The 20353-nt window shown below is 42.3% G+C and carries 17 protein-coding genes; 1 reads left to right on the forward strand and 16 read right to left on the reverse strand.

All coding sequences use genetic code 11. The features are described 5' to 3' along the window. Window positions 1–175 precede the first annotated feature (175 nt). The 14 genes from lpxA to coaE all read right to left on the reverse strand — a co-directional run bounded on the left by lpxA (window position 176) and on the right by coaE (window position 14874). Complete coding sequence (lpxA, locus tag MOB01S_RS01140; RefSeq protein ID WP_066800360.1) at window positions 176–952, reverse strand: acyl-ACP--UDP-N-acetylglucosamine O-acyltransferase; 777 nt, start codon at window positions 950–952, stop codon at window positions 176–178. Between the two features lie 9 nt (window positions 953–961). After that, complete coding sequence (fabZ, locus tag MOB01S_RS01145) at window positions 962–1480, reverse strand: 3-hydroxyacyl-ACP dehydratase FabZ (protein WP_066800363.1); 519 nt, start codon at window positions 1478–1480, stop codon at window positions 962–964. An 89-nt stretch (window positions 1481–1569) separates the two neighbouring features. Then, a complete protein-coding gene (locus MOB01S_RS01150; protein WP_066800370.1) occupies window positions 1570–1761 on the reverse strand; it encodes a hypothetical protein in 192 nt (63 codons plus the stop codon). A gap of 60 nt (window positions 1762–1821) precedes the next feature. Beyond that, window positions 1822–2781 (reverse strand): UDP-3-O-(3-hydroxymyristoyl)glucosamine N-acyltransferase, encoded by a 960-nt coding sequence (lpxD, locus tag MOB01S_RS01155; protein WP_066800373.1) that lies wholly within the window; start codon window positions 2779–2781, stop codon window positions 1822–1824. Beyond that, a complete protein-coding gene (gene bamA / locus MOB01S_RS01160) occupies window positions 2781–5189 on the reverse strand; it encodes an outer membrane protein assembly factor BamA (RefSeq protein WP_066800376.1) in 2409 nt (802 codons plus the stop codon). Before bamA ends, lpxD begins: the two co-directional genes overlap by 1 nt. A gap of 131 nt (window positions 5190–5320) precedes the next feature. Further along, entirely contained in the window at window positions 5321–6673 is a 1353-nt protein-coding gene (gene rseP / locus MOB01S_RS01165) for an RIP metalloprotease RseP (protein ID WP_066800379.1), read from the reverse strand. Further along, window positions 6670–8202: a subtype B tannase gene (locus MOB01S_RS01170; RefSeq protein ID WP_084349563.1), complete on the reverse strand. Its 1533-nt coding sequence runs from the start codon at window positions 8200–8202 to the stop codon at window positions 6670–6672. Before MOB01S_RS01170 ends, rseP begins: the two co-directional genes overlap by 4 nt. A 24-nt stretch (window positions 8203–8226) precedes the next feature. Further along, the gene (locus MOB01S_RS01175; RefSeq protein WP_281177216.1) at window positions 8227–8445 is read right to left on the reverse strand and encodes a DUF3861 family protein; all 219 of its coding nucleotides are present in this window, start codon (window positions 8443–8445) and stop codon (window positions 8227–8229) included. A 279-nt stretch (window positions 8446–8724) separates the two neighbouring features. Then, window positions 8725–9060 carry a hypothetical protein gene (locus tag MOB01S_RS01180; RefSeq protein WP_066800388.1) on the reverse strand — a complete coding sequence of 112 codons (336 nt, stop codon included), beginning with the start codon at window positions 9058–9060 and terminating at the stop codon, window positions 8725–8727. 12 nt (window positions 9061–9072) lie between these two features. Then, a complete protein-coding gene (dxr, locus tag MOB01S_RS01185) occupies window positions 9073–10293 on the reverse strand; it encodes a 1-deoxy-D-xylulose-5-phosphate reductoisomerase (RefSeq protein WP_066800390.1) in 1221 nt (406 codons plus the stop codon). A 120-nt stretch (window positions 10294–10413) separates the two neighbouring features. Further along, on the reverse strand, window positions 10414–11817 hold the full coding sequence (locus tag MOB01S_RS01190; RefSeq protein ID WP_066800392.1) for a lytic murein transglycosylase: 1404 nt from the start codon (window positions 11815–11817) through the stop codon (window positions 10414–10416). 58 nt (window positions 11818–11875) lie between these two features. Then, window positions 11876–13297 carry an L-serine ammonia-lyase gene (locus MOB01S_RS01195; protein ID WP_066800394.1) on the reverse strand — a complete coding sequence of 474 codons (1422 nt, stop codon included), beginning with the start codon at window positions 13295–13297 and terminating at the stop codon, window positions 11876–11878. Window positions 13298–13300: 3 nt separating this feature from the next. Beyond that, window positions 13301–14242: a WG repeat-containing protein gene (locus tag MOB01S_RS01200; protein WP_066800396.1), complete on the reverse strand. Its 942-nt coding sequence runs from the start codon at window positions 14240–14242 to the stop codon at window positions 13301–13303. Further along, the gene (gene coaE / locus MOB01S_RS01205) at window positions 14239–14874 is read right to left on the reverse strand and encodes a dephospho-CoA kinase (protein ID WP_066800399.1); all 636 of its coding nucleotides are present in this window, start codon (window positions 14872–14874) and stop codon (window positions 14239–14241) included. The genes MOB01S_RS01200 and coaE overlap by 4 nt, the downstream gene beginning before the upstream one ends. A 96-nt stretch (window positions 14875–14970) precedes the next feature. Here coaE and tsaD point away from each other — a divergent pair, with 96 nt between their 5' ends. Then, a complete protein-coding gene (gene tsaD / locus MOB01S_RS01210; RefSeq protein WP_066800402.1) occupies window positions 14971–15996 on the forward strand; it encodes a tRNA (adenosine(37)-N6)-threonylcarbamoyltransferase complex transferase subunit TsaD in 1026 nt (341 codons plus the stop codon). Between the two features lie 150 nt (window positions 15997–16146). Here the strand turns inward: tsaD and MOB01S_RS01215 are convergent, their stop codons facing one another. Both MOB01S_RS01215 and MOB01S_RS01220 read right to left on the reverse strand, forming a co-directional pair. After that, window positions 16147–17823, reverse strand: a complete 1677-nt coding sequence (locus MOB01S_RS01215) for a hypothetical protein (RefSeq protein ID WP_066800405.1) — start codon at window positions 17821–17823, stop codon at window positions 16147–16149. 24 nt (window positions 17824–17847) lie between these two features. Beyond that, window positions 17848–20229 carry a hypothetical protein gene (locus MOB01S_RS01220; RefSeq protein WP_066800408.1) on the reverse strand — a complete coding sequence of 794 codons (2382 nt, stop codon included), beginning with the start codon at window positions 20227–20229 and terminating at the stop codon, window positions 17848–17850. Window positions 20230–20353 lie beyond the last annotated feature (124 nt).

The raw sequence follows: 20353 nt of genomic DNA on the forward strand, positions 1-20353 counted from the left end.
ATAGACTTACCCTAAAAAGTCAAGCAAATAAAATGAAATTAACCCATAACCAACCATTATGGGTTTTTATATGCCCAACTTTTATATTTGTCATTATCATTACAAAATAGGCATTTTTATTTATCGCCACGCCATCAACGTTTAGCTTGACCAAACATTGATAACCCAACCATTGCTAACGAATCAAACCACGTTTGCTATTTAGCAAAGAATCAATAAAAAGCTGAACTTTGGGCTCATCTGCCACCCATGAAGCCAACTCATCAATCACGTCTGCTTTGATTTTTCCTGAACGAAACACCAAATCATAAGCTTCATCAAGTTTGGCAATGGTTTCCTTGCTCCACCCTTTACGTTTCATACCTTCTTTATTTAAACCATGTACTTTGGCAGGGTTGCCCGACACAGTAGTAAAAGCACAAACATCTTTTAAAATAAGGCTAGCACCACCAATCATGGCATAATCATCAATGCGACAAAACTGATGCACGCCCGACTGTCCACCCACAATCACATAATTACCGATGTGGGCATGACCTGCCACACCGACATTGTTGGCAAGCACATTATAATCACCAATCATGCAATCATGGGCGATGTGGGTATTTACCATCAATAAATTATCATTGCCAATTTTGGTCAAGCCACCGCCATCTGCCGTCCCACGATGCAAGGTGCAAGATTCACGAATTTTATTGTTATCACCGATGTGCAAAAAACTCTCTTCGCCTTGATATTTTTTGTCTTGGGGGTCTTCGCCAATACTGGCAAATTGGTAAATTTCGTTATTTTTGCCAATTTTGGTATTTTTGCCCACAATAACATGTGAGCGTAAAACCGTACCTTCGTCAATTTCTACATTTTCGCCCACGATACAATACGCTCCAATGATTGCCGTATCAGCAATCATGGCGTTTTTATCAATAATAGCGGTTGGGTGAATGATTGCCATAATAACCCCTTATGCTACCTTTTGACGAGCAATCATAATTTGGGCACTACACGCCAATTTGTCATCTACATGGGCACTGCATTCAAATTTATAAATCTCACGTTTGGCGGTAACAAGCTTTGAGCGAATGACGAGCGTATCGCCTGTACTAACAAGCTTTTTAAAACGAACATTATCCACGCCTGCAAATAGGTATAAATAGCCATCTTCGCTAGACTGTCCTGCACTGACAAAACCCAAAATGCCAGAAAGCTGTGCCATCGCTTCCACCATCAAAACGCCGGGCATGACAGGATTGTCAGGAAAATGCCCATTAAAAAGCTCTTCGTTAATGGTGATGTTTTTGTAGCCTGTAATCCAGTTATCCGCCGAAACTGCCGTTACTCGGTCAATCAGCATAAAAGGATAGCGATGTGGCAAATAACGCTTAATGACATCATAATAAAAAGGCAAGGTCAAATTTTGTTCGCTAAGACGAGCGTGGTCTTCTTCGGTCATTAATGCTAAATCTATGGTGCTGTTCGTCATTGGAATTTCCTAAATGTAGACTTATAAACTAAATTAGACTAAAAAAGGTTTGTGGTATATGTCATGGTAAACAATTGTCATCAATATCCTTAATTTTCTAAAACCTGATATTGCTCGCAAGCCATGCTCTGATTGGCAAGTTTTTGCGTCCAATAAAACTCTTTTTGATAATCGCCATTATCATGATAATGATTTGCTACCAATGCTTGCAACCAACCACCCCCATCATTGACCCGCTTAATAAGTTCGTCAATGTCATGGGCAAAACTTGAAGCAGTCATAAACATTCCCAAAATCAAAATAAAAACTGTTTAGACATCATTACAACATCAATAGGCATTTTAATGCTTACCCAACTGGCGAAATTTGACCGTTGCCCTACGCCAGTCAGAGGTTGGCATTGCCACTGTGTCTGATGAATATGAGCCTGCTTTGTCAATGCTTTGGGCAACAAAAGTTCGCCCTGTCAGCGTTACACCATCTACAATCGTCAAATGTCCAGCAATGCCCACACCGCCACCAATGATACAATTTGACCCAATGTGTGTGCTACCTGCCACGCCCGTCATAGAAGCAATTGCTGTACCACGCCCAATGTGAACGTTATGAGCGATTTGGACAAGATTATCAATAATCACATCATCACCAATGATGGTATCGCCCACCGCTCCCCTATCCACACAAGTATTTGCCCCAATACGCACACGATTGCCAATCATCACACGTCCAAGCTGGTGGATTTTTTGCCAAGATATGCCGTCTGCCCCTACTTTTGGGGCAAAGCCAAAACCATCCGCCCCAATGCTAGCATGAGCATGAATCTGAACACCATCGCCCAACACACAATGATGATGAATGACCACATGACTGCCAATCTGACAATCATCGCCAATCTCCACAAATTCGCCAATCACCGCATATGCTCCAATTGAGGCATTTTTACCAATCTTGGCGGTGGAAGCAACGACGGCAGTTGGGTGGATTTGGAGGGTAGGTTGGTAGGCAAACAATCCACTCACAGACGCATATGCCAAATAAGCATCTTTGACAACGATGATGACTGTGTTTGGCAAATTTGGTAGTTCATGAGCAAACTGCTTAGAAATCAACACCACCCCCGCCTGCGTGTTTGCCAAGTCAGACAAGTAGCTAGCCTTTGACAAAAACGCCAAACTTTGCCCATCTGCCATCGCCAAATCCGCCACACAACTCACCAAGCAAGTTTTATCTGCCAAATCGGTTTTATTGATGATTGGTTGGCAATGCTCAATGGCATTGATAATTTGGGATAATTCAACCATTAAAATACGCTACCGATTTGGAATTGGAGTTTTTCGGTTTTATCGCCTTCTTTGGCATTAAGTGGCTTAGAATAGCTTAGTGAAATCGGACCAATAGGTGTGTACCACGTTGTACCAAAACCCACACTATAACGAAGCTCTTTATCTTGTTCAATGTAGGTTACGTTGTTGTTTGTCAAACCTAAGGTGGGTAGATTGACCGTTTCTTTATCCAAATTGGTCGTATCAAACACCTGCCCTGCATCAAAGAATAACACAGGACGCACCTGTTGAGCCCAATCGCCTTTGAACGGCACAGGCAAAATCAGCTCTGCCCCAAAAGTTGCTACTGCATTACCGCCAATCTCTTCGCCACGTGCAGTACGCTGACCATTTGCCAAATAGGTATAAGCCTGAGATTGAGGCCCTAGACTTGATGATTCAAAACCACGCACCGAGCCATAGCCCCCTGCATAGAAGTTTTCATAAAATGGTAGGTTATTACCATAACCTAGGCGAGCATGACCACGAAGCACCATACCCTTCCACAATGGATAGTAGGCATTAGCACGATAGACAACTTTTTGATAATTTTTATCACCAAGACCAAGCGTTACGTCCACGTTATGACTCACGCCCTTCGTAGGAAAAATCCCTCTATCAAGGCTAGAATAACTCCACCCCAATGTCGCACCATAAGTGGTGTATTTTTTATCAAAACTGACCGAATTGGTGGCATCAATGTTACCCTCATCATCAATCATCTCTTTGATGTTGGCAATGCCCATATATGGACCACCACGCACCTTGGTGCTATCAGCAAAAAAACCACCATTTAGACGCTGTTTTTCGTCAATGGGATAGCCATAGTTTAGACCCAAACCATAAGAATCTAGCACATAGTTTGAGATGTTTTTACTGTCATATTTGGTTTTACGATAATAGGCATTGGCACTTTGAGAGACGCCATTGACCGTAAAGAAGGGGTCAGTTACACCCAAACTATACACATCACGGGTTTCAGAGCGTGCAAATGAGGCATTGACACGGTTACCTGTACCCATAAAGTTGGATTGGGACAAATCCACTTGGAAAGTCATACCGCCACTTTGCGAATAACCTGCGGCAATGGTTGATGAGCCTGATGGTTGCTCTTCTACCTGATAGACCAAATCTACTTGGTCAGGACTGTTTGGCACAGGTCGCACTTCTACTTTAACATCTTTAAAAAACCCTGTTCGCATGAGACGTGCTTGGGAAAGTTGGATTTTTTGGTTAGATGTCAAAGCCCCTTCTAGCTGACGCATTTCACGGCGTAACACCTCATCTTTGGTTTTGTTGTTGCCAGAAAAGCTAATACGACGCACATATACAGGACGGGCAGGGTCAATATAATAGTCAATATCCACCGTCAAATTTTCATCATCAATGCGGTTGATAGGACGTATTTGGGCACGGTAATAACCATCATCGCCAAATTTATTGGCAATCTGTGCTGAACTTTCATCCAGTTGTTTTTGAGAATAAACCGTACCTGATTTGAATTTTATCAGCTCTTTTAGCTCTTCTGACTCATAGGTAGGCTCACCCAAAAACTGCACCTCACCAAATTTATATTGCTGACCTTCGGTGATGGTTGCCTCAATAAATGCCTTTTGTTTTTCATCATCAACATTCAAAGTGGCTTTATCCACATTGAATCTCACAAAACCGTTATTGAGGTATTTGGCTTTGACTGCTTCTAAGCTCGCATTCATCTTTTCTTGGGTGTAGCGGTCTCCTTTGGATAAGGGGTTAATTTTGTTATCTTTGATGATAAACTCATCTTTAAGTTCTTTGTCGCTAAAATGCTCATTGCCGATAAAATTGATGTCCACCACACGAGCAGGTTTACCCTCATCAAATTTGATGTCTAGTTTGACACGGTTGCCATCAAGCTCTGTCTGTGTAACTTCCACATCAATGTTGTAGTAGCCCTGCGAGATGTATTGATTTTCAAGCTCACCCTCAATCATCTGCACGGTGGATTGTTTTAGCACACTGCCTACTGCAAGTCCTGCTTGTTTTAGACCTTGCTCCAAACCGTCCTTTGGAATCAGACGATTGCCTTCAAACTTGACATCAGCAATCATCGGACGCTCGGTTACATAAAAAGTGATATTATTATTGTCAATCTTGGCTTGGACATTGGAGAATTGACCTGTTGCATATAAAGCACGGATACTGTTTGCCAACTCATCATCACCCACCAACTGCCCAGAAGTGATGGGTAAAACAGATTGCAAACTGTCTGGCGTAACACGCTGTAAACCCACCACATTGACAGAGTTTGCCACAACATCTTCTGCATAAGAGGTTGTTGCTGTCATGGCGGTTACCATAGATAACGTCAATGTTTTAAGACCAAAATTTGCCAAAGATTTGCTCATAACATTCTCAATTGTGATATTAATAAATTTAGTGGTGTAAGTTAAGCCAAAAAAGTGATTTTGGCAAGTAAAATTATCATTTTTTTGAAATTTTTATGCAAATTTTACCCAATTCTTACCAAAAACCGCTTTTAACCAAGTATTCGCAAAATATCGTTACCAGTCGCAAGCACCATGAAACCAAGCAGTAATAACATACCTACTTGCATGGCTTTTATTTGCCATTGTTTGTTGATGGGTTTTCCCACAAGCCATTCATAAGTATAAAACACCAAATGCCCACCATCAAGCACAGGAATGGGGAGCAAATTTAGCACCGCAAGCGATAGGCTAATCAGTCCTGCAGTAGATAAGGCTTGTAGCCAACCCATCTGTATGCTATCTTTTGACACTTCTGCTATCGTAATAGGTCCTGACAAGTTATCAATACCAATCAACCCAGAGAGCATTTTGCCCATGGCATTAAGCGTCATTACTGACAAGTCATAAGTTTTAACAAATGCTTTTGTGAAGGCTTCTTTTGGGGTGTGATGTACCGTCATCTTGTAATCGTCTGGTACGTCAAAGTTGACGCTTCTAGGGCCAACACCAATTTGTCCTATCGTACGACCGTTTGCCTTGACAGCTCGTGGCATGACCTTAACTTCTACATTTTCGCCATTTCGTACCACGCCAAATACAAGCATTTTTTCAGGATTGTTTTGTACTATCTGCGTCATAGATAACCAATCATCAATCACCCTGCCGTCAATATGAGTGATTTTATCACCCACCTTCAAGCCCATCAGCTCGCCTGCCCCACCTTTTGTCAATTTATCAATCACAGGCGGTACGATAGGACGATAAGGCAATACCCCAATTGCCGTCAAAGGGTCTTTGCCCTTATCCGCCCCTTGCATAAAATCCACAACTTCTATACTGTATTTGCCCTTGTCGGTACTGATATTAACCACACCGTTCTCACCCATGCGGTCAGCCAGTGCAAAATTGACATTTTCCCAAGTGTTAATAGGCTTGTCGTCAATGGCGATGATTTTTTCGCCCACCGTTAATGTGCTTTTGGCAACAGGCGTATCGGCAATGATGCGACCAATTCTGGTGTTAAGTTGTTCGCTTGGATTTAAAAAAATCACAAAAAACAGCCCAATGGCAATCAAAAAATTCATCACAGGCCCTGCGATGACGATGGCAATCTTTTTAAGTGGGTGAGCATTGTTAAAGGCCAAATGCTTCTCACTCTCGGCAACCTCGCCCTCTCGCTCGTCCAGCATTTTGACATAGCCACCCAAAGGCAGGGCGGATATGCGATAGTCAATGCCTGTTTTTTTGGAAGTCCAGCCAAAGAGGCGTGGACCCATTCCAATAGAATAAGTCAAAACCTTCACCCCGCACAAACGAGCAACAATATAATGCCCCCATTCGTGCAAAGCAACCAGCGGTGTCAAAACACAAACCGCCGCCAAAAACATAAGTAATCCGTTCATTTATTTGCCTGCTTGCTCTCTATGCTAATCTCTTTTGCCCACGCAAACAATTCTTCTAAATCATAATCGCCACTGTGTCCTTGTCCAAACGGCACAGCAAAATCCACCGTTTTACCCTGTGTGTTTTGCAGTTTTAATGCCAAAAGTGCAGGTATGGCAAGCGAGGTGTCTTTGTCATTTTGACCGTGGCGAATGCGGTAATGAATTGCTCCTGTGTCTTTGGAAACATAATTCATTGCATTCATCATTTTAACGCTATTATCGCTAACACGAGTGGCATTTGGGGCGGTGTTGTGTGTCATTGAAAATAAAGTAAAATGCTGATTATCGGTATGGGCATTGCCAAACAAATTATTCTCACCTGTACTTAAATCCACGCCATCAAATGCAGGAGTGACTTTTTGTCGTCCAATAAATTTGGCATAATCATCAAAATTGACACTCACAACCTTATTATTTTGTATTTTTAGCCAAGTTTGTTTGGATAAATCGGTGCCGTTATCAAGTGCCGTTTGGGCAGACTTTATCAATAAATGTTCAAGATGTGTTTTAAAAGTGCCATTGCCATTTTTATCAAGGCTTAATAATTCGCCATGGTGATTTTTTAAGTTTAAGCCATTGACATAGTTTGCAAATAAGGGTTTTAATTTATCCGATAATTGTATTTGTTCTTTTGTTTGCGTGCCTTTAATGAGTTTTCGCTCTACATTATAATCAAGCATTTGAATGCTCACTTTTTGATAATCATTCACGCCATTAAATTGCCATTCATACGCCATATCCGCATTTTCCAAATTGGTAATAGGGGAATATGCCGACACCGCAAAAATCTTATCACTTGCCTTTAATGCCCCAAGCTCATTTAAATACGCTTCATAATCGCTACTATTGCCACTTGCTCCCAAAAGTGCCGACAATGCTCCGCCTGCTGATGTGCCATTAGAGATGATTTTATTAGCATCGCCCATCATCGCCTTGTCATTGGCTTTTAAATAGCGTACTGCCGCCTTTAAATCCACAATCGCACTTGGGGCTTTGCCGATATAGTCGCCAGTTTCATTTTTGAGCGTGCGTCCTCTTGCACCAGCACTTGCTACCACAAAGCCTTTGGAGAGTGCCACCATTAGGCTGTTGGACTGATTGTTCCTTTTATTGATTTCTACCTTTTGGGCTTTGGCGGGCATATAACCGCCCACGCCATTGGGGAAAAAAATTGGGGCGGTGTCTTGATTAAAATCGTTGATGGTTTGGTTGTTAAAATAGCCTTCTGGAATATAAATATTCATCGTCTGATAGGCTTTATCCACAGGATTTGCCACATAAACGATATTTTCATAAGCACGATAAAAAATGGTCTGCCCACCCAATTCAAATGAGCGTTTTTCGCCTGTTAATTTAGAAAAATCCAAATGCTCTGGAATGGTATTTTGCTTCATTGTTTTTGTTTGATTGTCATCATTAGAAACGGCTGGTATTTGACAAGCGGTTAAAGTCATTAACAGTGCTGTGCTTAATAATCGTTTTTTCATAAAAAACCTCATTATTAAAAAATATTAACTCTTTTTGCCCTTTAAAGTCATCATCATCTCTTTCACCAATGGCGAAAATTGATTAAAAAATTCATTGTCACGATTTTCTAATACCACCTCGCCAAACATTTTTAATCCAATCAAAAAACGCGTTAAATCCTCTTGGTTTATCTCTGGGCGATTTTGTTTGACTTTTTGTAAAAGCATAAACAAATCATCGTGATTGGGGGCATTAAATGTAATGACTGATTTTCTATTTTATTGCCTTGTGGGTCGGCAATATGTTCTATACTCATATGGTATTGATGTTGTTTCATTATTTACCCTTTGTTGTCAAATTTGGTGATTAAATTTATCAATTGCAAGGTGCGTATAATGCACCGTTTTGGGATTGGTGCTTTTAATGGTGCGTGGCACCTGCTTACACCCAAAAACAAACTTGTAGCACTTTTTAAGTTGTTTGGGTATAAAATAATCTTTGGTGGTCAAAATTGTGTTTATCGTTTCTTAATTATTTTAAAATCAAATTTTCTCAATAGGCTGATACATTTTGGCAAATTTTAAAACATTGGGTGTATTTTCTATTGTCATTGGATAAACAACTGCACAACATACATTGCCATTTAAAATCGTACTCTCGAATGCCAAATGACAATTTAACAAACTTATTTTTTCAAATTCTTTTTGATTAACACTAACAACAACTTTACGAAAAGAGTTTTTTAACCAATCTTGATAGTCATCATTATTTTCTTGGCTTGAAAATTTTAAATGTGCTGACAAAACGGCGTGAGCCACCAAAGTTGGCACCATATAATTTGGCACACTGTCTAAAATAGCAATATACATTTTATACATTTTTTTATCCTGTCAAATATGATAAATCATCAATTGAGCAATTTTTCTAACCCTTTTATCCAAATCCAAAATATCCGCCAAATTCTCAAAACTTTTTGTTAATTCATTTGTCAATTCATCAACATTCAAACAGTTTTCTACAATACTGGCAATATCGGTTAATTTAATTTTGCCTTTTAAAAATGCCTCCACCGCCACTTCATTAGCCCCATTTAAAATAATGCACGCCCCATTGCCAAGTTTCATTGCTTGTTTGGCAAGGGCTAGGCAGGCAAACTTTTGTTCATCAGGTTTGATAAATTCCAATGCCGACATTTCAAAGAGATTTAATGGCTTAACCCCACTTTTGATTCTATTGGGATAAGCCAGTGCATAGCCAATCGGTGTTTTCATATCAGGTGTGCCACATTGTGCCAAAAACGAGCCGTCCACATACTCCACCATTGAATGCACCACACTTTGAGGGTGAATGACCACGCCCACATCGTCCACCCCCACACCAAACAGATGACAAGCCTCAATCAGCTCCAAGCCCTTATTCATCATCGTGTTGGAATCCACCGTAATTTTTGCCCCCATTGACCAGTTGGGGTGATTGACCGCCTGTGCGACACTTGCCGTACGCATTTGGTCATAAGATTTATGCAAAAACGCCCCACCGCTTGCGGTTAGCCAAAGTTTTTTTATGCCAAAATTTTCTTGATACATCAAGGTATTATCATCTTGTAGTGCCTTTGGCAAACATTGAAAAATGGCGTTATGCTCACTGTCAATGGGCAAAATGGTTGCCCCTGTCTCTTTGGCAGTTTTGATGACCAAATCGCCTGCCATCACAAGGGCTTCTTTGTTGGCAAGGAGCACTTTTTTGCCTGCTTGTACCGCCGATAAAGTGGAGCTAAGCCCTGCTCCGCCCACAATGGCACACACCACCGTATCAGCCTTGTCGTGCCGTGCAATAAAATCTAGCCCATCACTTACTTTTAAAATTTGGGTGGATAGCTTTAAGGCATTGATTTTGCTTTTAAATTCCTCAAAATAGGCATCGCCAATCACCGCAAATACTGGGTTAAATTCTTGACAAATGTCCAAAAGCTTTTGTACATTAGAAAAGCCAGAAACAGCAAATAAACGGTAACTGCCTGAATGCAGACGGATTAAATCAAGCGTGCTGGCACCGATAGAGCCTGTGGCACCTAGCAGAGTAATGGATTGGGGTTTGGGGGAAGTGGTCATTTTCACGATTTATTAAGATTGGAGGAATTGTAATACTTAGTCTCATTTGCCATTTATAATCATCAACAGCAAAAGAATAGGCGGTTAATTTAACACGCCTATCATATTACACCAAATCAATCATTGTATCAATGTGCGAGCAGAATTTTGAGTGATAAATCCATCAGGAAGACGCCCATTATCCGCCTGCCAACGAGCAAAGGCACGGCGAGTATTCGCCCCTGCGATGCCATCAGGTGTGCCTGTATTGTAGCCTTTTTGATTGAGGTTTTGTTGTAATCTTTTGATTTGTTCAGTAGATAAAGGTTTCTCTTGACGAGGCCAACCTGCCACAATACCGTCTTGGTGATTGATACGTTTGCCAAGCAGTGCTACACCCAACGCATAGTTGGTAGAGTTGTTATAAACTTTAATCACTTCAAAGTTTTGGGTAGTCAAAAGTGCAGGTCCGTTGATACCAGCAGGCAACCACAGTTCTGCCAAAGCTTGACCTGCCATATACTCACTACCCACTGGCGACACACCATAAGCACGCCATGTATCCAAGGGCAATCTTTGACCGATAAGCTGTGGGTTTAAATTGCTTGGTAAACGTACCTCATAATAAGCCTCCAAACCACGCACCCAACCGCTATTTGCCAGATAGTTGGCAGTTGACGACAACGCATCAGACACCATCCAAGGATTTTTACGTCCATCATTGTTGCCATCAACACCGTATTGTAGCCAAGTTGATGGGATAAATTGGGTATGCCCCATACCACCTGCCCACGAGCCTTTTAGCTCACTTCTGGCAACATCGTCTCGCTGAATCATCTGTGTCATAGCCAACAGTTCACCTTCGGCAAAGGCACGTCTACGACCATCATATGCCAAACTGGACAAGGCATCAACCAAATTCATGCTACCTGTACCAGCACCATAAGAGGACTCCAAGCCCCAAATCGCTACCACGATTTGCTTGGGTACACCATACTGCTGCTCTAGGCGACTTAGAAGCGATGGATACTCGCTCACCTGTTTTCTGCCTTGTGTGATGCGGTTGGTTGAGGCAGCACCCTCAATATACTCCCAAGGCATTTTAGAAAATTCGGCTTGTTTTTTATCCAAAGCAACCACTTGGCTATTTAGGCTTACCCCATTCATCAGGCGGTTGACGCTATCACTAGAATAGCCAGAGGCTATGGCACGGCGGATAAAGTCATTTTTCCATTCGTTAAAACTGCTGTATTGATGAGTCGGAACAGTTGATGCCTGCATAGGAGTGGTAGGCGTTGCCGTCATAGATGGCATTGCAATGGGGGTATGATAAGAGGTCGTTGTGTTAATGGTGGTACTAACAGGTTGGACTGGCATACCCGCCTGATTATGAATGATAACCACCGATGGATTTGGGTTATTGGCATTGATAACCCTAGTAGGCTGATTATTGGTTCTTGGAGCAGAACCGCACGACATCAAGACACCTGCCACTAATGCTGTCACACCTACGCGAAGTGCAGTATGTTGATATGGTTGACTCATATTAAATCCAAAAATTAAATAAATACTCAATTATACTACTTTTTAAATAAAAAATCAATTAACATTGACTAAACCCATGACCAACAAACACACTAGGAATGCGATTATCGGCATGGATAGCAAGTCCGCCCCGTGCCGTCTCTTTGTATTTATCCATCATATCAAGCCCTGTCTCTTTCATGGTCAAAATCACCTTATCAAGCGACACATGATGTATGCCATCACCACGCAAGGCAAGGCGAGCAGCGTTGATGGCTTTGACAGATGCCATTGCATTACGCTCAATACACGGCACCTGAACCAGTCCACCAATGGGATCACAGGTTAGACCAAGATTATGTTCAAGTCCGATTTCGGCAGCATTTAGGCATTGAGCCACCGTTCCACCCAGCACATGAGCCAATCCTGCTGCTGCCATTGCACAAGCAGAGCCAACCTCGCCTTGACAGCCCACTTCTGCCCCAGAAATAGAAGCATTCTGCTTGATTAACGCACCAATTGCCCCAGCCACAAGTAAAAATTCACGCACACCCTGATAGCTAAACGTTGGAATAAACCCACGATAATAATGAAGCACCGCAGGAATAATCCCTGCCGCTCCATTGGTGGGGGCAGTAACGACACGTCCACCTGAGGCATTTTGTTCATTGACGGCAAGAGCATATAGGTTCACCCAATCCATCGCCAAAAGCCCGCCATCTGATTTGCCATATTCTTTGGAGAGTTGGTCATATAGATTTTTGGCACGGCGTTTTACGCCAAGTCCCCCCGGCAAGATACCATCTTTTTGGCAACCTTCGGATACACACGCCTGCATGACTTCCCAAATTTCGTTGAGATATTCTTTAATCTCATCTTCTGTCCGAACCGCCAACTCATTTTTCATCATCAGCTCACTAATAGAGCACCCATGCGTTTGGCACAGTCTGGATAAATCGGTCGCCATTTCAAACGGATAAGGATAAGGCGAGGTTGTCTCTGTTTGAGTTTGTAAATTTTCCTTAATGCCAACATCATCTAACACAAAACCCCCACCCACCGAAAAATAAGTGCGAGTATGCGTTTTGCCATCTGCCAAAATCACTGTCAAGCTCATGGCGTTGGGGTGTTGAGGCAAGGTTACATCGCTGTACCACAAAATATCTGTTTTTTCATCAAAATCAATCAGATGACGACCACCCAAATTCATCTTTTTGTGATGATAAATGAGCGATAGATACTCATCAGTACGTGTCGTATCTATCGTGCGTGGCTCATGCCCCAAAAGCCCAAGCAGTACCGCCGTATCGGTGGCGTGTCCTTTGCCTGTGGCAGACAATGAACCATACAGAGCGATTTGGATTTTTTTAATACCGCCAAACTCACCTGCAAGCACTTCATCAAGATACACCAAAAATTGTCCGCTCGCCACCATAGGTCCAACCGTATGCGAACTTGATGGTCCAACACCGATTTTAAACATATCAAATACACTAATCATTTTTTAACACTCCACGTTTGTGCCTTTTTTGTTAATACACAACTTTGTACCGTCATGCAAATTGGCAATCCATGCTTTTCCTTGATAAAAAGTCAATGGCTCTTTGTATTTGGGTAAATGTTCACTGCCAAAATCAAACCCATCCACCTCAAACCGAAACGGCACGACCAAGTTACCCCCCACATCAATAAACCCCCATTTATCACCCTGTCGCACACCTGCCAACCCCTCGCTATATGGCTTGACCTCATCAAAGACATACCGAATCATCGGCACGCCATCGCCATCAACAAACCCCCATTTACCATCCACTTGTCTAGGAAACAACGCCATCTGAACAGTAGGTTTTGGCAAAGAGGTTTTGGTGTCAGTAGTTTTGGTGTTTGGCGTATACTGTGGCATGGCAGTGGGGGCAGAGGGCAGTTTTTGACCTGATTTATCAATAGCATACGTACCGCTTTTGGTAACGACTGTTGCACGACCACCAACAAAATCACTAATGGACGTGATGCTTTTATCGGCTTTGACGATGGTTTTGCCTGTCGTATCAATCACGCCAAACCCACCATTTTGACGCACCACAATCCGTCCCTCATGCACGCCCCTTGCCCACGCACCGCCGTTCATTGGCTGGTAATTAAAATTAACCACCACTTTACCTTTTTCGTTGATGTAGCCAACTTTACCGCCCTTTTTGACTGGCAACAATCCTGAGTGAAATTCACCACCCAATGCCCGCTCATAAGCGAACAAATCCGTCATTTTTTCACCCTTTTTATCAAGAAGAGCCACAGGTGCACCATCATCTTTGACCGCCAAATACACGCCTGCCCGAGCGGTGCAACTGACGTGTTTATAATAACTTTTGGGAATTTGGCAAGCATGGGCAAACACACTCACGCCCAAACCTGCCACCAATAATGTTAATTGCCGTGTTATTTTCATAAACTTTTATCAACCAATGTCAAATATTTATCATGTAGTATTGCCAACTGTGCATACAACGCCTCCAAATCTCCTGAATTATCCACCACATCATCGGCATAAGCAAGACGAGTTGCTCGGTCAATTTGGCGGCTGATGATGTCCAAAATCTGCTGTTGGCTTTGACCGTCTCGCTGACTGGCTCGCTTGATTTGAACATCAACAGGAACATCTACCACCAAAATCCGCTGACACAACGCCGTCAATCCCTTGTCTTCACCCTTAATACTCTCCAACAAAAGTGGTACGGATAATATCACATAAGGACTCTTTGTCTTTGATAACTCCTTGTGGATACCAGCACGAATGGCAGGGTGAGTGATGGCGTTTAGGCGTGCCACTGCATTTGGGTTATTAAAAATACGCCCACGCAATGCCACACGGTCAAGTTCACCACCAACCACAATATCTGCCCCAAAGGCTTTTTGCAATTCTGTCAAAATCGGTGAGCCTTTGGCAGTAATGGTTCGGCTAATCACATCAGCATCTACGATGTCAATACCTTGTGTGGCAAACCAGTTGCTCACCGCCGTTTTGCCACTACCAATACCGCCTGTCAGACCGATGATAAATTTGTGTAAAAATGGTTGCATGAAAAATTTGTCCGATATTTTGGCAAACTTTACGCCAAAAATTTTAGAAAATCAAGGCATAAATGATATAATGATAATTTTTAAATCAAGAATATCATGAAAGTATTAGGTTTAGAAACATCATGTGATGAAACAGGACTTGCTATTTATGACAGCACACTCAATGACGGCAAAGGGGGCGTACTCGCCCAAGTGCTATATAGCCAAGTGGAGTTGCATGCCACTTATGGTGGGGTTGTGCCAGAGCTTGCCAGCCGAGACCACATTCGCAAACTGACACCACTTTTGGACGAATTACTAAAACAGGCCAACATCACCAAAACAGACATCGATGCAGTCGCCTACACCAAAGGGCCGGGTTTGATTGGGGCACTCATGACAGGGGCGTTGTTTGGGCGGACACTTGCCTATGCCCTAGACGTGCCAGCGATAGGCGTACACCACATGGAAGGGCATTTGCTTGCACCACTTTTGGGTGATGACAACATTAATTTTCCTTTCGTGTGCCTTTTGGTGTCAGGGGGTCATACCATGCTTGTGCGTGCAGACGGTGTGGGGCAGTATGAGATTTTGGGAGAGAGCATTGATGATGCGGTAGGCGAATGTTTTGACAAAACTGCCAAAATGCTAGGATTGCCCTATCCTGGGGGACCAAATGTGGAAAAACTTGCCAAAAATGGCAACCCCCACGCCTACACCCTACCCCGCCCCCTACTCCATCAGGGCTTGGATTTTAGTTTTAGTGGCATGAAAACAGCAGTGCACAATCTCATCAAAGACACAGCAGGTTCGGACGATGACCCTACAGTGCGAGCAGATATTGCGTCTAGTTTTCAGTATGCGGTGGTGGACACCCTCACCAAAAAATGTATCAAAGCCCTAAAACAAACTGGGCTTAAAAAACTCATCATCGCAGGGGGCGTATCTGCCAACCTAGCCCTACGCACCCAATTGGAACAAGCATTACAAAAAGTCAACGCCCACGTTCACTATGCTCCCATACACCTATGTACGGATAATGGAGCGATGATAGCTTATGCAGGATTTTGTCGGCTCAACATGGGACAAACGGACGATTTGTCAGTGGCGTGCGTACCAAGATGGAGCATGGAGAGTCTGTAAATGACTAGGGGTTGGTGGATACCAGCCCCTGTTTATTAGTCTAAGTCATACGATATAAGGCTTTGTCTTTCAATGCGTGTTAATGTCTTAGTTTTTCTAAACCACCCTCAAACAACATGAGTTCCCATTGGCAGACTCATCGCCCAATCATTACGGCTCATCACCCAATTCTATACCCTCCAAACTCTCGGCACTCGCTTCACCTTGCCCAAAAAGTAGGTTTGACAAAATGCCTAGATATTTATCATCACTATTTTCTAAGGCTTTTTGCAACTTATCTTGATAATCAAACAAGTTGACGGTATTATCAGCAGTGGGGCGTTGTAGATGGGTTGGTAGTCGTTCAAAACTCATAGAATGATTGGGCAGAATCTGTGTAAATACATCAACCAATACTGGCTCATCATACGCCACTTTGGGACTACTTGGATAATAACGCTGATGAAGCCAAGCAATCTTGGTACCGTTTAGCCCATAATGTGTAACAGGCGTGTATTGACTTACTTTTTCATCTTTATCCTCTTGGCTAGCAAGTTCGTCTTGGTATGCCAAGGCTTGATTTTGCAAACTTGACATCAACATTGTCATAAAAAAACGACTGTTAAAGGTTGGTTTAACCTCTTTATCTTCCAAGGTGGTTTCGGTATTTTTGACGTGAATCACACTTTCACCATCAACAATCTCACGCTCCTCATGGTTGATGTCTTGGGGGGCAAGCATGGGATATTTTGCCACGATGGTGTGATACAAATTATCCTTAAAGACATAGTCGGCATACGCCTTGTCCTTAGGATTGCTTGTAATGGCAATGATGTGAGGCGTGTTTTTGATGAGTGTTTGCTTGTCGGTTGGTAAGTTATCAAAAAATGGCAACGCTGTCATGCCCTGACCAAAATTTTGGGCAGGTAGCACCATGAATCGCTCTTTTTGAGCCTCCTTTATCGCCATGATAAAATCTTTGGTAAAATTTTCTGGCAAACTGCCGTCATTGATGGGCAAAAATAGCCATTTATCTTTCCATTTATCACCCAACGTTTTATCCAACGCTTGACTGTTTGCCAACGCAAAATTATCCGCCCAAAAATAAACCCCGCCCGCATTCAAATCCACATAAACAGGCTGATTGATGTGTAGTTTGATGTTTTTGGCATGATAATTGGCACTTGGTAATGCGGTAATGACCCCCTTTAACGGCTCATAGCTACCCACCATAGAGATGGCGGTTGGTTTGATGAGGTATTCATGAACCAATGTGGCTTTTTTTGCATCTAGGGCGGTATGGTGAATGTCGTGTGCTTTGGTGTTGTTTTTCATGTCATGTACTGCTTGCATCACTTTTTCAAGTGTCTTGCCACTAACCCACGCATCATGGTCTTTACCCAAAGCAAAAATATCATCTTCGGCAATCAAGCTGTTTTGACATGCCAAAAACTCTTTTTTGATTTGTTTTTTTTGCTTGCTGTATTTATCATCATCAATATCACCATCATCAGCTTTGACCGTTTTTAGGAGTGCCACATAAGCCTCATCATGCGTGATGTTGCACTTTTCACTCATATCATCATAAGCCGACAGTTGTTCAGGCGTAGCATTTGCCAACACTTCACGGCGGATTTGGTTGGATACATAAACTTCTGTACGATAATCAAATGATGAACGCAATTGTGATTTTAGGGCTTCTTGCAAGATTTCTTTGGGTTGACCGTGTGGGCTGTGCTGAATTTGAGTAGACATCACAGGTGCAATATCAGAACTTTTGGTGGTGGCACACGCTGTCAATATCATCACACCAACCACCACACTTAAAGGTTTTAATAAAAATTTCATCTTGTATCCTTTTATATCTATACATCAATCGTTGGTTGTCGCTTCGTCATCATCGGATTCATACTCATACCAATCACGAGCTTCACGAGCCTTATTTTTTAGGCGTGTTTCTTCAATGGCATTTTTTGCCCATGTTGCACCATCAAATCTTGGCTTGGTAGCAAAAGTGTTGGCAAATTGGGTAGACAGTTCATGTTTATCAAATGCAGATTTGTCATAACGAACTTGACTGACCGTCTGCATACGCACACTTTGTATATTTTCATCAATGGTGTTTAAGTTTTGCATGGCAATGATGTTGCCTGTGGCATCCAAATACACATAGTTGATGTTATCCATGCTAAATGGGGCAATACCTTCAATGATTTGAAACAAACCACCCACATCGCCTATGCGATATGCCCCGCTCAATGTCGCAAAGTCATCAATGGCTTTTTTGATTTTGTCAGTTTGGGGCTGACCTTTTTTGACATTATTGGCTTTGTCAGATTTTTTGGCAATGGTGTCAGGATAATGCTCGGCATGATTATCCACATAGGTCTTTAAGTCTTGGGCAACTGTTTTAGCGACCGCTCCCAAAAATCTACCAAGTTCTTTTGAACCAAGTTCAATCTTGATTGCACGTTTTGCTCCCACGCTTTTGGCAAAATCATCACCACTGATATCAATGGGGGTAAATTTTTCATCAGGCAAACCTTCATAAGCCATCAATACACCACGCTGTATCGCCCCATAAATCACGTCCGTGGGGATTTTTTTGGCAATTTCATCAGGCAATTTAAATGCCATCTGTCCATGTGGCACATCTTTGGGCAATGGGGCGTGTTTGGGAGCAACCGCCGCCACGATGGGTAGTAGTGCAGATACATCAGCATTCATCACACCTGCCCCAAAGTCAAGCGACACAGGCAACTGTACCGACTGAACAGCAGTTGGCGATTCAAAATCATACGACCAAAGCACATCTAAACGCTTAGAGGCAGGATTGTGATGGCTTAGGTTTGTTAAAGTGGTGTGGTTGTACTGGTAGAGATTTTGGGCAATGACTTGTTCAGGCGTTTGTTTTAAATGGTCAAGCATCATCGCCACCATATTGCCACTTGACCCCATGATGGGAGGCAGGTCTATTTCTGACTCGTCATCTTTGCCTTCGTGTTTGTCATTCTTATCAGTATTTTTTAGTTCACGGTAGGCTTGTATCCACCCCGACAACCCACGATATTTTTTGTATTCATCTTCGTATTTTAATTCATAAGCCAACGATTCTTGTTCATCCTCACGCTCACGCATACCTTCAATATTAGTTACAGGTTTTGGCAATTCGTCTGTTTCTAACATCTCATGCAAATGCTCATCAATACAGGTTAAGCTATCAAAATGACTCTGTAAGAAAAACTGACCGTCCGTTCTATAACTTCTATCACCAGTCTGCTGAACATTGACCGCTTGCACTTTACATGCTTTGGTGCCAGCAATCATGTCCAACACTCGCTGATTAGTACCATTTTCAACATAAGAGCGTGGCTCTAAAACAACGCTATTTTTATAAACATCTGTACATAAACGATAGTTTTCATATACGATGTCATAGTGGTCATAATCATCGCCAGAGAGTGATTTTGGTATGCGAGTAGGCTTTAAAATGTCATTAATGCCTTTTTGGTAATGACTGACACACATTTGTAAATGTTTGATGTCGCTTTTTTGGTAGCCTTGTGCCTTTGTTGTCAATTCACGAACTTGTTTGTCAAAATCGGTTTGGCAATTTTTGATGTTTTGTTTGATTTTTTTGACTTTGGCGTTTTGGTCGGTGATGTTTGGGTTTTCTTTGATGAGTTCGTCAAGGTCATGAGAATTAGAACCGATACATTCTCTTGACTGAGTAGCCAATATGTCAATCTCATCAGAAATCTCTCCATATTCTTCACTCATGCCCACTTCACGGCTGACCGTGGCAACTATTTTGCCTGACTTTTCATCATCATAACGCAAATAAAGTTCGGCATTTTTATCCACTTCCACCCCATCTATCTTGGGGTACAAATAATCCCCTGCGGTGCGATAGGGTTCAAATAAGGGATTGCTTGCTGGGTTACGTTTGTACTCTGAGACTTTCATGGCACTCGTCCAAATACTCTCAGAATCTTTGTCCGCCCCTTCGTTTGACATGGGTAAGGCTTGATAATAAGATGTGGAGACGGCATAACGCTCCTTTGCCAAATGCGTTTCTAAGGCACGTACAAATTGTGTTTTTGCTCCATAGGATAATGATTGTTTGTTGTTGCTAAATAAGGCTTTTGCCCCAATCTCCGTCTGCCCCTGCTGTTGTGGTGCAACACTTTGACAAGCTGACAACATCGCAACCGACACAAGCAATACACACGGTTTTAAAGAAAATTTTGACATAACTTCCCCAGTCATTAAAATAAACATAACACATTACAATTATACACAATTTTAATCACGAAAAAATACTTTTTACGATAACTTTTTAATAAAAAACACCCAAGCGGTAAACTTGGGTGTTTTG

Source organism: Moraxella oblonga NBRC 102422, assembly GCF_001598275.1.
GTDB classification, from domain to species: domain Bacteria; phylum Pseudomonadota; class Gammaproteobacteria; order Pseudomonadales; family Moraxellaceae; genus Moraxella; species Moraxella oblonga.